The following is a 13,355-nucleotide window of genomic DNA, read 5'->3' as shown; positions in this document are numbered from 1 at the left end:
TGAGGTTGTCATGCTCGAAGCACTCGAGGCGCTCCGCCAGTCGTTCCCGGAATACGCCAAGGACATCAAGCTCAACCTGTCGAGCGTGCTATCCGATTCGTCGTTGTCGGTCGATCAGCGCTGGGGCGTGGCGGTGGCGAGCGCGATAGCGTGCAACAGCCCGCAACTGAAGGAAGCAACCCTCGCCGACGCGCGGAACCATGTCGAGCCCAGGGTGCTGGAAGACGCCGCCGCATCAGCGGTGCTGATGGCGATGAACAACATCTACTACCGCTTTCGGCACATGGTCGACAAGCCCAGCTACGGCCAGAAGCCGCCGCGCCTGCGCATGAACCGGATCATGCAGCCGACATCGACGAAGGTCGATTTCGAGCTCTATTCACTTGCCGTCAGCGCGATTCATGGTTGCGAGATGTGCGTGCAGTCGCACGAGAAGGCCCTGATGGGGCACAACGTCACCGAAGACCAGGTGAACGACGCGATCCGCATCGCCGCGGTGTTCCACGCGGCGGCGCAAGTGCTGACGGCGGGCTTGTAATGTTGCACGGGCGCACGCGCAAGAGTGGTCCACGAATGAACACGAATGCTCACGAATAGAGAAGGATGAGGACTGGCGGACAAACCGCGCGGCCCCTGCCCTTCTTCATTCGTGAGCATTCGTGTCTATTCGTGGACCCGCCGTCTTCGATGCTCATCGCGGCCACACGTTCGGCTTACGCGATCCTGTCTACCTCGAAGCTGCCCTTGATATCCCAGCCCCAATCCCAGCCCCAGTCTTCGGCTTTGACGCTGCCGCCGCCGATGATGAGGCCCTTTTTGCCTAGCTGGCCCTTGATCGTCACCTCTTCGCCGTCGTCATCGAGCTTGTAGCGGAACCGGCCATTCTTCTCGTTGATCTTTCCGTAAAACGTCCCCTCGAAATCGTGCCCGTCGATCTCGATCCGGCCGGAGATGCTGTTGTCGGTCTGGTGGAAGATGCTCATGTCAAAGTCGTACTTCTTGCTGAAAAGGAAGTACTTCACCTTGATGTGGCCTTCCCATTCGCCGACGAGATCGGTTGATCGAACCAGCGGCGCATCGGCGACCTTCGCCGGCTTCTGCGCCTTGGCGGCTTTCTGGGCGGCCTTCAATTCGGCCTTGTTGGGAAGCGTCGTCGCGGTCAGGTGAGGGTTGACGACTTCAGACGGCGTCAGCGAAACGTGGGCTGCAAAAAACTTGCGGTCTTCAAGGGTTTGGATGAATGCGTCGGTCATGTGGGTGCAGTCCTTTCAAACGTCTGCTTGAAGATTGACCAGCGCCGGCGGCAAAGGTTTGGACGATTTCCGCGTCGAGTTCACGGCATTCACCTAACCCGGCGAATCCAGTGACGTGCAACCACGATAACCTGAGGGAACTGCACGAGTAACCGATCGCATGAAATGACTCGGAGCCCCGGGTCGACCGACAATCATCTTGTCGCGACCCGAGGCTCCGGTCATGGCGTGCGGCTTCATCTTGTCGATTTCGACACGTCGCTCACTTCACCGTGATCGTGTACGGGCTGATCAGGATGACCGGTCGATCCTGCAGCAGATGCATCATCTGGATCTGCTGAAGTGCCTGCCTGCGGAGCGAGGGGTTGAGCGCGCCCAAAAAGCTGTCGATCTTGATCTCGATTTTCGGCTTGATGTTGATCGCCGCCTGCGGGCCGTTGGAACCGTTGCCGCTGAGGTAGTCGCCGAGGGTCTTGGGGCTGGGAACCTGCCGTACGTCGTAAGCGCCGGCCTTGAGACCGCCCTTGGTTGCCGCCGCGGCGATCGCATCGCGCAGACCGCCGATCTCGTCGACCATGCCCAATTCCTTGGCCCGGCTGGCGACGAAGATACGGCCACGGGCCACGCGGTCGATATCCGCAATCTTGCCCTTGCGCGTCGTCAGGATACGGTCGGTGAACTGGTCGTAGGTCGACTTCATCCAGGTGGTCACCATCACGCGCTGACGATCGGTGAACGGCTGATTCATGCTGAACAGGTCGGCGTTGCGGCCCTTGGCGAAGGTCTCGGACTTGACGCCCAGCTTCTCGAAGAGGTCGGCCATCACGAACTTGCCGCCGACCACGCCGATCGAACCGACGATCGCGGTGGGGTCGGCGTAGATGGTGTCGCCGGCCGATGCCAGGTAGTACCCGCCGCTGGCCGCCATTCCGCCGATGGAGATCACGACCGGCTTTTTCTCTGCCAGCCGGCGCGCGGCCTGCCACATCACTTCGCTCGCCAGCGCGCTGCCGCCGGGCGAATCGATGCGAATGACCACCGCCTTGATGTTGTCGTCCCTCAGCGCCGCCCGGAACGCCTGCCGCATGTTGGTGGACCCGATGTTTCCCCCCTGGCTGAGGATGCCGTCATCGGCTTCGCCATCGACGATCACGCCCTCGGCGTAGATGATCGCGACGGAGTCCTTCTCGGTCGGCTTGTCGTCTTCGGACTTCTTCATCAGCGACGCCAGCAGCCCGAACGGGTTGCTGAAATCAACGGGTGCGCGCTGCTCCATGCCGTAGGCGGGGTTGAGCAGCACTTCGTTGCCGAGCTTCTTTTCCAGCAGGGCCCGAACGCCGTCCTGGTCGATCAGGTGGTCCACCAGCTTGCGCGCCTTGGCGGTTTTGCCGGATGCCATTGAGTCGTCGATGGTGGTCTTGACCACGTCGGCATCGACCTTGCGGAACTTGACGATGCCGTTGACGACTTCGTTGTAGAGGCCTTCGACGAGCGCCTTCATCTCGCCGCGAAGTTCTTCCGAAGCCTGCGTGCGGGTGTACTGCTCGTCTGCGCCTTTGTATTCGCCGATCTGCACGTAGTCGGCCTTGACGCCGACCTTGTCGAACAGGCCGCGGAGGAACATCGATTCGATACCGATGCCCGGGAGCATGAGCTCGCCGCCTTCAAGCAGGCAGATGTCGCTGGCGCCGGTCGCCATGGTGTAAAGCGTCGTATCGTAGCCGTCGGCGTGAATGAAGACCGGCTTGCCGGCCTTGACGATCGCGGCCAGTGCGTCGCGGATTTCCTGGGCCTGCGACAGGCTGATGCCGGGGTCGCCGAGGAAGATCAGCACGCCTTTGACCTGCGCATCGGTACGGATCTTTTCGAGCCGTTCTAGGAAGGTGCGGAGGTTCAGGCGGTAGTCGCCGAAGAGGCTGAATGAGGCCTCGGTTTCGCCCATGGGCTCGGACAGGTCGAAAAACGCGACCTGCGCCATCTTCGACTTCTTCTCGCGATCGGCCTTGAGCTGTTTCATCAGCTCGGCCGGCGAGGGGAAGTCGCTCTTGCTGTTGTCGGGCTGCGTCGCGGGCTTGGTCGGGTCCGACTTATCCGGCGTGGGCTTTTCCGGCGTCGGCATCTTCTTCCCGACCGGCTTCGTAGCCGGCTCGGCCAGTGCGGTCGCAACCAGTCCCAATACCAGCAGCAGGCACGAAGGGACCAGGAACAACGACCCGGTCGCGTGACGTTTCAGCATAGACGAACTCCCACTACGGTGGTCGATTCCAGGAGGCAAGCAGATTTGGTCGAACAGCCGGCCAAACGGGCTAACGATACCGTCTCATCGGCCCGGAGTCATCGGAAAGTTTGTTTTGAAAGCGGTTGCCGCTCGGGCGGCGGCCCTTCCAGCCCCCGCACCACGCCATCACTGCGGCACTGGCCCTCGTCGCGGATGCATCATCAACTGCTCGACCGCCTGCTCGATCGCCCGGTCGTTGGGCTTCCCGTCGGGCTTCCGTTTCAGAAGGTAGCTTTGCTTCCCGCCGCCTGGCTGCCACGTGAATGTCATATCCGGCTGAAGGTCCATGGTGCCGTTGGCTTCGATGTCCCAGTAGTCGCGCAGGCCGCGCACCGCGTACAGCACGGCGGTTTGGTCGGCAATGTGACGGTCTTTCGGAGCCCCGCCGAAGTACAGTTCATACCCCCGTCGTACGGGGTGATCTTTCGGCAAGGCGGCGAGTTTTGCGCCGGCTTTCAGCCCGCTCGGGACCGAGCCGATCTCCCGACCGACAAACGTCAGCTCCACCGGCCAGTGCGTGATGGCGTACAGCGACGACGCCGCGTCGAGCGAGAAGTTGTTGTTCCCCAGCTTCATGTCGTCCTTCGCCGGCCGACCGATGAAGTTGCCGCCCATGCAGACCCAGACTTTGACCTTGGACTTCACGAGGTCGATCCCGCTCGGCCGATCGCCATCGGCCGGCAGACTGAGCAGCGCCGCAATGTTGGTTAGATCGCCCACGGTCAGGATGACGACGCTCCGCTCCGGCTGTTTCGAAAGCACATCGACATAAACGCGCACAGCGTCCGGGGCGTCGGCGCCCGACTTCAGATCGTGCTGGTACTCCTCCGCAATCTGCCGGGCGTACTTGGACGAAGAGTTGACCGCGTTCGGCTGCTTCGGCCTGCCGATGGGCAGATCCGGCCGGCCGTACCAAGTGTTGATGGCGTCGACGCACGGCGCCGACCAGGGGTTTTTCGCCGAGACCACCGTCGCGAGAATCTCTGCCTCACCCAGGTCGGCCAGCGCGTGCAGCATCGCGAGCGCGCCCACGTCATCGCAGTCGCTGTCCATGTCGGTGTCGAAGAGGATCTTCGCCGGTGCGGCGGGCCGTGTGGCCGGCGCGGCACCGGCCGTGCTGATGGCGGGCACACAGCAGACGATGAGAATCAGCATCCGGACCGGGCCACGGGTCATCGTCGTCTCCAGGCGATCGGGTCAGTCACCGGCCACGGCCAGTAGTCGGGCGATTGTAATGTCGGTGCCCCCTGACGCAGTCAGGATTTTGTCGTCGATCTGGACGGCCATCGTTACGTTGTTAACGGCCGTGAACACCGTGACCGACTTTCCCCTGGTCCCGAACGACGGGTCGGCCCGGCCTTTGGCAGTGAGGCGGGCGACGCCGATTGCGTCGGTGCCGGCGCGCCCGGCGAGGACGATCTTTCCGGTGCTGTCGATCGCCAGACGGTCGGCGGTGTCGTTGCGGGCTGCGGTGCCGAGCAGTTTCCGATAGTCCGCTGTCGCGACGCCGTTGGCACCGAATCCGGCGCTGACCGCGCCGTTGAGCTTGAACGCCAGCACCGATGCCACCCGCCCGCCGGCCACGGTTCGGCTGGCGCTGACGAGAATACGATTGGCTTCGACCCGCACATCGCTGGCCGCCCCCCGCCGGCGGCTGACCGCCACGCCGTCCTTGCTGAAGGTGTTGTCGAGCGTGCCGTTGGCGTTGTATCGCAGGACAAGGATGCGCGCCGGCGAGGCTTCGACGTTGAACCCGGCCTCGCGCTCGGCGGCGGTGCCGACCACGACGATCTTGCCGTCGGCCTGGAGCGCGGCGGATGCCGCCCGCTCGATGTCGAACCTGGGCAGGTCGGTGACGACGACGCCGTTCGTGCCGAACGTGCCGTCAAGATGCCCGTCAGCGTCGTAACGGGTGACGATGATGTGCGGCGACTGCTGCACCCGCGACAGGAACGCTTTCTGTTCGTACCCGACGACGACCAGCTTGCCGTCGGCCTGTTGCAGTAGTTTGACGGCGGCGTCCTGCCGATGGGCCGTGTCGGTGGTTGTTATGCCGCCGGTGCCGAACGTGGTGTCCACCGAGCCGTCGGCGTTCAGTCGTTGCAGCAGTAAATCTTCAGGGCCGTCGGCCGACGGCGTGCCCGCGCCGAGCGTCGCGCCAGCGACGACGATTTGTCCCGCGGGGGTCACGACCATCGACATCCCACCGGGCTGTGACAGCTCGGCGACGCCGCCCACTCCAAAAGCGGGATCGAGCGCCCCTGCCGACGTGACACGGCTGACCGTGCTGAACACCGACGACTGCGGCGAAGGGAAGTGCTGCCCCAGCAGCAAGGAAGAGCCATCGTCCAGCGCAACCTGGTCAATCGCAGCATCGCTTTGCGTGGCGACATTGACGACCAGCTGCCCGCCGTTGCCAAACGAGGGATCGAGGCCGCCTCCGCCCCCCGGAGTCGCCGCAAAAAGCGCCCGGCGTTCCAAGGTTTCCACCGATGTCCGCCCGATGGTTCGTGCTCTGCGCATAACGCCTCCGCTGGTTGCAATGGATGCGGCCTACCTCTGGACGACGCGGCAAGTGGTCGCGGTTCACATCAGATCTGAACACGGACGCTCGCACTTCAGCGGCTCAGTCAGTGACACGGGCTTCCAGCCCGTGCGCGTTGTGCGGGAGTGGATGGTTTCGCCTACGACCGTCCTTCGACTTCAAGGTCGCCAGCATGGGCTGGAAGCCCGAGTCACTGACGGTGTCGTCATGAAAACTCTCCAACATTCGCAGTCCCTTCGGGTAATCTCACAACCATCATGAACCCGCTCAACCGTCTCGCTCATCGGTCTGCACTGTTTCTTGTTGTCTTCGCGTGCGCCGCCTCGGCGTTTGCCGCCGGGCCGTTGCCGCGGGCGACGCCCGAATCGCAGGGCGTTTCGTCGGCGGCCATCCGCGCATACATCGAAGCGGCCGATGCGGGCGTCGATACCATGCACGGCTTCGTGCTCGTCCGTCACGGCAAGGTAATCGCCGAGGCCTGGTGGAAGCCGCAGACCGCCGAAACGCCGCACGTCATGCACTCGCTCAGCAAGAGCTTTACTTCGACAGCGGTCGGCCTTGCGGTCGCCGAGGGCAAGCTCAGCATCGACGATCCGGTGCTGAAGTTCTTCCCGGACGACGCCCCGGCCAAGCCGTCAAAGAACCTGCAGTCGATGCGCGTGCGCGACCTGTTGATGATGTCCACCGGCCATCAGACCGAGCCGAAGTTCACCGCCGACGAGCCTTGGGTGAAGACCTTTCTGAACCACCCTGTCGAGTTCAAACCGGGTACGCACTTTCTCTACAACTCGCCGGGCACGTATATGTGCAGCGCGATTGTGCAAAAGGTGACTGGCCAGACCGTGCTGGAATACCTCAAGCCTCGCCTTTTTGAACCCCTTGGCATCGCGAACCCCACTTGGCTGTCGAGCCCGCAGGGCGTGAGCACCGGCGGATGGGGCCTGATGATCCGCACCGAAGACGTCGCCAAGTTCGGCCAGCTTTACCTGCAGAAGGGCAAGTGGGAGGGCAAGCAGCTTGTTCCCGAGAAATGGGTCGAGATGGCGACCGCGCGGCAAACGTCCAACGGCAGTGACCCCACCCGCGACTGGGACCAGGGCTACGGCTTCCAGTTCTGGCGCTGCCGCCACGGCGCTTTCCGCGGCGACGGCGCGTTCGGTCAGTTCTGCGTCGTAATGCCCGAGCAGGATGCGGTCGTCGCGATCACCGCCGACACCAAGGATATGCAGGCCGAGCTGAACGTCGTCTGGGACAAGCTGCTGCCGGCGTTCGGTAAGGAGCCGTTGCCGGAGAACCCCGAGGAGCAGGCCAAGCTGAAGGACCTGATCGCGAAGCTTGCCGTGCGCGAAGGGCACAAGGACAACGTGCTGAGGCTGCCCGGCACGCCGGCGACGCAACCGGCAAAGTAAAGTGCGAGACGTCGGAAGGCAACGAAGGGGATTCGGTGGCAAAACGACGCCGCGTTTCTCGATACGACGGGATGAATAGTGCCGGACGAGCCTCAATCCTTTGCCGTCGGATGGAGGCCCGTCCTGCACCAGTTCGAGGCTCCGACTCGTTGATCGGTCAGCCGGCCCCGCAACGGCTCAGCCGACCGCCGGTGTAGCTATTCAGACGAGAGCAAACGTGCCGCTGGCGATCGTGTGTTCAGCGTGCCCTCCCCACCACAGGATTTTCCAGTCGGCGTATAGGCCGAAGCTGTAACCGATACCCGCCGAGAACGTGAACGGTTTGCTCGCGTTAAACTCGCTCAAGCGAACCTTTCCGTCGTGGTTGGGGTCGTTGATCGACATGGTAAGTGTGCCCTTGATCCCGCCGAAAACACCCACGCTTGCCTTGGCGACGTCGTAGTTGAAGCCGATGCCTGCCGTCGCGCTCACGCCGATCCATACCGATGCGGAGGTCGTCGACGACACGTAGAAGCCGTCGACAAGATTGCCCGACCGAATGCCGGTCAGATCGAATCCGACCGTGCCGGAGGCCGAGAACCCTGCCATTCCGTAGATCGCCGCCGTCACCGGCACCGGACCTATCTGGAAGTTGGCCTTGGCAATCTGGAACTCGGCGAAGGTGGCACCGATTGGCGGGAGTGTATAGGTAACCAGATCGATGTTCTGGCCCAACACCATCTTGGCGGCGTTGGTCGAGTCTTGGAAAATCGGGAACGCCAAGCCTGCGCCCTCGAGCTTATTGACCAAGTCTGCAATAAAGGAGTTCTTGAACGGATCGCCGCCCAGCCGCGTGACGCCGCTGTAAGTGACGTTGTAGGCACCCAGGTCTAGTGCTCCGGTGAGGCTATCAAAGTTGAGCCCGTTAACGAGCTTGATCGCCTTGACGAAGATATTGAGCTTGCCGTCGAGCAGGCTCTTGCTGTCGAGCACCTTCCCAAACGTCTGACTGGAATCGAAGATCTGGATTACCGGAATCTGCCTTTCATAGAAGTCGACGAGCGGCTGAAGCGGCTTCGTGACGGTCTGAATCTTTTCGACGATCGGGCGAACGCCGTCGGTGATAAACCTCCCGACGTCCAGCTTCAGGTTGAGCTTGTCAATACCTGTCGAACTGTTGGCGTACGCCCCAGCGCCGGCGACGGAGCGACCTCGGTTCCGAACGAAACTACTGAGGTTGAAGGTGACCGCCAGCACGTCGTTTCCGCCGCCACCGTCGAGCAGGTCTTCACCCGTGATGCCGGTCAACTGATCGACGCCGCCATCGCCCCATAGTCTGTTCTGGCCCCCGTTGCCGTCGAGTGTATCGTTGGCGGCTCCGCCGTAGAGCTGGTCGTCGCCCTCGCCCCCAAGCAGCGTGTCATTCCCGTCGCCGCCGTAGAGGAAGTCGTTTGCCCCGTTGCCCTTCAGCGTGTCATTGCCGGTCAGTCCGATTAGGAAGTCGACGCCGTCTGCGCCGATGAGGGTATCGTCCCCTTCCAGGCCGTTGAGCGTGGTTCGCGATGCAGAAGGCGATGATTTGAGGGTGTCAGGGCCGCGTCCTCCGATGAGATCCTCGACGTCGGGCATCACGTTGCTCTTGATGCTCAAGCCGACCAGGCCGTCGTCTGCAACGCCGTCAGCGGAAACGAAGAGGCTGTTGAGGGACACTCCGAAGTTGGCGGCATCTACGCCAGCACCGCCGTTGTAAGTGTCGGCACCACCGCTGAAGTAAAGGACGTCATTGTCACCGTCGCCAAAGAGGGCGTCGCCGCCATTGCCGCCCTGAAGGGTATCCTGTCCATCGCCACCATGGAGGGTCATCGGAACGACGGGCACGACATTGCCGCGGACAGCAAGTATTGTGTCGGCTCCGCCCTTTGCATCGACGGAGACGCGGCCTATGCCCGATGCGAGCCCCTGATAGACCACATTGCTAACGGCACCCACCTTCTCGGTGACGACCAGCGTCCCCGATGTCTGAGAAATGCGGATTACGTCGGCAACCTCGCTGCCGAGGACATTGAGTGTGTTGGTGCTCGGATCCAATGTCGCGAGTACGGCGCTAAGCAGGCGTCGCGTCTCGAGCGATTCGATAGTGCGGTATGACATGACATCTCCAGTTCCTCGGCCAAGCCGAAATGGCTCGCGAGCGGGGCGAGTTCGATCGTCCACCTGCTCGCAGCCGGAATTGTCACGTGCCCGCCCAACGGCAACGATCAGCACGACCGCCTGTGCCGGCATAAGTCGGCTACTGTGCCCGCCATTACAGTTTCGCCCTATGGTTGCGTCGGTCTTGCTGCTACGCAGCTGCGCGGTGTGGCGTCGTGAATCGGTCAGACGTGGGTCGGGCCTTTCAGGCAAGAAGAACACGAATCGACACGAAGAATAGAAACTGAAAGAGGCCCGCGGTTCGGGCCTGCCGCTCCCGGTCCACATCGCGGCAAACTGCGTCGCGCCACAGAAGTCGCACACAGTGGTTCGCACCTGAAACGCTCCGCAACAGCGTCAACCTGCGTTGATGGCGGCGATGCTCCGGTTTGACGCCGCCGGGACCGGGTTCCTATATTGCGCCTCAACTTTTGCAATGGCGGTGGGTTATCGGTTTGCCGACGAGCTTTGAGCGACATCCCTCTTCTCTCGCTACGCGCCGGCGGCGCGGGCGGTTGCTCGCGCTGGCGATCGCCTGGGCGTCGCCGGCGGCGATCCTCGCGCCGCTGCTGATGCCGGCACCCGCCGTCGCGCAGTACCAGGCCCCGAGCGAAAAGCTGCTCATGTCGGGAAAGTCGGCCGTCACCTGGCGACAGGTAGACGCCGACGTCATCCTCATCGAAGGGCCCGTCTCGCTGGAATTGGAACGGGCGACGCTGTCGGCGAAGCAGGCGGTCCTCTGGCTGAGCCCCGAAGCGGGGAACGAGCCGAACCGGATGAAGGTTCAGGTCGTGCTGGTCGGCGACGGCAAAGTGATCGCCGACGGCGCGGTGCGCAGCGGCGAGCGGATGCTGGTCAACGCGTCGGTCGCCGGGCGGGTTCGGTTGACGGCCGTCGATCGCGCCGAGAAAGACCAGTCGGGGTCCGAGCTGTACAAGCTGGCCGACTCGATTCGCAACCCCGGCGCGGCCCCCGCCGTCGCGGCAGCACCGGCGGTCGCCGTCGCCGGCGCGAACCAGACGCCGGCAACGCGACCGGCACCGGCCGATGGATCGACGCCCGCTTCGCGCGACCCCGCATCGACCGGGCCGACCTCTCCGGCGCGTCCTGCCGTCCCGATCGCCGCGGCACCGCTGGTCGCCGCGACCGGACCGGCCATCGCGCCGACGACGTATCCCGCCGGTTCGGCCGCGGTCCTGCCGGCAACGCCCGTCTTTTTCGAAGCGCCGGAGCTTGAGCTGATCCAGTCCGACGACGGGACCGTCGCCGCGGTCTTGTCAAAGGGCGTAAAGTTGATGCACCGCCGGCCCAATGGCGACCTGATCGAATTGCAGGGTCAGCGCGTGGTGCTGTTTACGCCGTTGAAGGACCTGAAGGAGCTTCAGAAGGACGGCAGGCAGATCAAGGCGATCCAGGATGCGGTGACGGCGGCGTATATCGAAGGCGACGCGCGAATCGTTTACACGCCTGCCGATCAGCGGAAGATCGGCGAGCAGCGGCTGGAGGCGGCGCGCGTCTATTACGAGTTCACGACCGATCGTGCCGTGCTGACCGATGCCGTGCTGCGGACGATCGACCCCAAGGCGCAGATTCCGATCACGGTGCACGCCAAGACGATCCGCCAGCTCGCCGCCGGCGAGTACAAGACGGAAAAGACCGAGCTGAGCACCAGCGCCTTTGCCGTGCCGACCTACAGCATCAAGGCCGAGAAAATCTACATCCGCCAGGAGCCCGGCAAAGAAGAAGGCGAAGAGACGCGGTCGATTTTCGAGGCCGAGAACACGACCTTCCGAACGTTTGGCGTGCCGTTCTTCTGGCTGCCTTACGTCGGCGGCGACCTGTCGAACAACAAGACGCCGCTGCGGAACATCGGCGGCGGTAAGTCCAGTTCATTTGGCGTCGAGGCACAGACCGAGTGGGGCTTGTTCGAGACGTTCGGCAAGTCGCCGCCGCGTGATCTCGATCTGTCGTACCAGGTGGATTACTACTCAGACCGTGGACCGGCCGGCGGGTTTAACGGCAAATACCAGGGCGGTTCGGTCGTCGGTCAGGACAAGCAGCCCTGGAACTTCGAAGGGCAGTTCAAGAGCTACGCGGTCTATGACGAAGGCGTCGACGACATCGGCCGGCCGCTGCCAACGCAAATCGAAGGCGAGCAGCGTCTTCGCGGCCATGTGATGTGGGAACACCAGCACATCCTGCCGGACAACTGGCAGGCCCAGATTCGCGCCGGCTTCGTCTCCGACCCCACGTTCCTCGAACAGTGGTTCCCGCGGCAGTTCGATCGCGAGCTTCCGCACGATGTGTCGTTCTACTTGAAGCGGCAGAAGGAGACCGAGGCGTTCACGATCTTGGCCCAGTTCCAGCCGAACGAGCAGGTGACCACCAGCGATTTGGTGCAGGAGCAGTTCGAAGTCGAGCACCTGCCGGAGATCGGCTATCGGCGGATCGGCGACGCGATCGGGCCGGGCACGTTCTACTCGAACAACCTCGTCAGCGGGTTGCACTTTCAAGGGTCGCGGTATTCGCTTCAGGAGCAGGGATACTTTGCGTCAAACCCGCCGGGGCAACCGTCGCTCGGCACGACTGGCACGACCGATGACGTCATCTGGCGCGGCGACTTCCGGCAGCAGGTGAACTTCCCGTTCTCCGCCGGCCCGTTCCGCGTGGTGCCGTACGTCATGGGGCGTTACACGGCGTACAGCGATTCCCCGGACGACAGCATGATCCATCGCCTGTACGGCGGCGTCGGCGCTCGCATCACGACGGCGTTCTGGAAGGTCGACGACACGGTCGAGAACCGGCTGTTCGACCTCCACCGCATGCGGCATGTAATCGAGCCAGAGATCAACGTCTTCACCAGCGCGACCACGGTCGACCGCGGCGACGTCTACGTCTTCGACGAGCAGATCGACCCGGTCAACGACATCTCGGCGGTGCAGTTCGCGTTGCACCAGCGGTGGCAGACCTATCGCGGCGGGCCGGGCCGGTGGCGCAGCGTGGACTTCTTCACGCTGAACCTGGAAGCGAACCTGTTCTCCAATCAGCCGGAGGAAGACCAGCGAAAGCCGATCGGTTTCCGCGGGCTGTACTTCCCGACGCTGCCGGAAGTGAGCGTGGCGCGGAACAGCATCAACGCCGACGCCACCTGGCGCATTTCCGACACCACTGCCCTGCTGGCCGACGTGCAGTGGAACGCCGACAAGTCGCGCCTGGCGACGGCGTCGATCGGGATGGTCGTTCAGCGCGACGAGCGAATGACCTATTACGTCGGCACGCGGTACATCGACGAACTGAACAGCAACATCACCACCGCGTCGATCGATTACCAGATCAGCAGTCGATACAACGTCGCGATCGGACAGAGCTTCGATTTCGGCCAGGGGGAGAACGTGGTGAGCACCGCCTCCGTGATCCGCAAGTTCGACACCCTCTTCATCGTCGTCAAGGCGTTTTACAACCAGACGACCGACCAGAACGGCTTCAGCTTCAGCATCGTGCCGCGAGGACTCGCGGCGGGCGTGGACAGCGAAGTGCTGAACACGACGCTGGAAAACCAGCGCCGCTGAAGCGGCGGAAGGCCGCCTGCGGCGGCTGGAGTCAGAAGTCAGAAAAGAATGCGGGGATGGAATGGATGCGAAGTCGTTTCTGGATTTGCTAGTTCATCAGAAGAGTCACGAGTTTGTGCTCGCGGTCTATCG

The 13,355-nt window shown here is 63.1% G+C and carries 8 protein-coding genes; 3 read left to right on the top strand and 5 right to left on the bottom strand.

The window, feature by feature from the left end; genetic code table 11:
• Nucleotides 1-10 precede the first annotated feature (10 nt).
• Nucleotides 11-538, top strand: coding sequence for a carboxymuconolactone decarboxylase family protein (locus tag IPV69_RS24910; RefSeq protein WP_206292437.1), 528 nt, complete (start codon nt 11-13; stop codon nt 536-538).
• Between the two features lie 175 nt (nt 539-713).
• On the opposite strand, the gene IPV69_RS24905 is transcribed toward IPV69_RS24910, so the two are convergent.
• From IPV69_RS24905 to IPV69_RS24890, 4 genes are all read right to left on the bottom strand, one after another.
• Nucleotides 714-1,253, bottom strand: a complete 540-nt coding sequence (locus IPV69_RS24905; RefSeq protein ID WP_206292436.1) for a hypothetical protein — start codon at nt 1,251-1,253, stop codon at nt 714-716.
• 262 nt (nt 1,254-1,515) lie between these two features.
• Nucleotides 1,516-3,489, bottom strand: coding sequence for a signal peptide peptidase SppA (sppA, locus tag IPV69_RS24900; RefSeq protein WP_206292435.1), 1,974 nt, complete (start codon nt 3,487-3,489; stop codon nt 1,516-1,518).
• A 168-nt stretch (nt 3,490-3,657) separates the two neighbouring features.
• Nucleotides 3,658-4,707: a nucleoside hydrolase gene (locus IPV69_RS24895; protein ID WP_206292434.1), complete on the bottom strand. Its 1,050-nt coding sequence runs from the start codon at nt 4,705-4,707 to the stop codon at nt 3,658-3,660.
• A 21-nt stretch (nt 4,708-4,728) separates the two neighbouring features.
• Nucleotides 4,729-6,054 carry a hypothetical protein gene (locus IPV69_RS24890; RefSeq protein ID WP_206292433.1) on the bottom strand — a complete coding sequence of 442 codons (1,326 nt, stop codon included), beginning with the start codon at nt 6,052-6,054 and terminating at the stop codon, nt 4,729-4,731.
• A gap of 279 nt (nt 6,055-6,333) precedes the next feature.
• Between IPV69_RS24890 and IPV69_RS24885 the strand changes: the two genes are divergently transcribed.
• On the top strand, nt 6,334-7,485 hold the full coding sequence (locus tag IPV69_RS24885) for a serine hydrolase domain-containing protein (protein WP_206292432.1): 1,152 nt from the start codon (nt 6,334-6,336) through the stop codon (nt 7,483-7,485).
• 201 nt (nt 7,486-7,686) lie between these two features.
• On the opposite strand, the gene IPV69_RS24880 is transcribed toward IPV69_RS24885, so the two are convergent.
• Nucleotides 7,687-9,615 (bottom strand): calcium-binding protein, encoded by a 1,929-nt coding sequence (locus tag IPV69_RS24880; protein WP_206292431.1) that lies wholly within the window; start codon nt 9,613-9,615, stop codon nt 7,687-7,689.
• A gap of 554 nt (nt 9,616-10,169) precedes the next feature.
• Here IPV69_RS24880 and lptD point away from each other — a divergent pair.
• On the top strand, nt 10,170-13,223 hold the full coding sequence (lptD, locus tag IPV69_RS24875; RefSeq protein WP_206292430.1) for an LPS assembly protein LptD: 3,054 nt from the start codon (nt 10,170-10,172) through the stop codon (nt 13,221-13,223).
• The last annotated feature ends 132 nt before the right edge of the window (nt 13,224-13,355 follow it).

This window comes from Humisphaera borealis, from assembly GCF_015169395.1.
GTDB classification, from domain to species: Bacteria; Planctomycetota; Phycisphaerae; order Tepidisphaerales; family Tepidisphaeraceae; genus Humisphaera; species Humisphaera borealis.
This window is presented reverse-complemented; position numbering and strand designations above follow the sequence as displayed.

Bases quoted from the DNA above. Each gene is read 5' to 3' on its own strand.
- IPV69_RS24910 (WP_206292437.1), top strand. From the start codon at position 11: ATGCTCGAAGCACTCGAGGCGCTCCGCCAGTCGTTCCCGGAATACGCC.
- IPV69_RS24890 (WP_206292433.1), bottom strand. From the start codon at position 6,054: ATGCGCAGAGCACGAACCATCGGGCGGACATCGGTGGAAACCTTGGAA.
- IPV69_RS24905 (WP_206292436.1), bottom strand. From the start codon at position 1,253: ATGACCGACGCATTCATCCAAACCCTTGAAGACCGCAAGTTTTTTGCA.
- sppA (WP_206292435.1), bottom strand. From the start codon at position 3,489: ATGCTGAAACGTCACGCGACCGGGTCGTTGTTCCTGGTCCCTTCGTGC.
- IPV69_RS24885 (WP_206292432.1), top strand. From the start codon at position 6,334: ATGAACCCGCTCAACCGTCTCGCTCATCGGTCTGCACTGTTTCTTGTT.
- IPV69_RS24880 (WP_206292431.1), bottom strand. From the start codon at position 9,615: ATGTCATACCGCACTATCGAATCGCTCGAGACGCGACGCCTGCTTAGC.
- IPV69_RS24895 (WP_206292434.1), bottom strand. From the start codon at position 4,707: ATGACCCGTGGCCCGGTCCGGATGCTGATTCTCATCGTCTGCTGTGTG.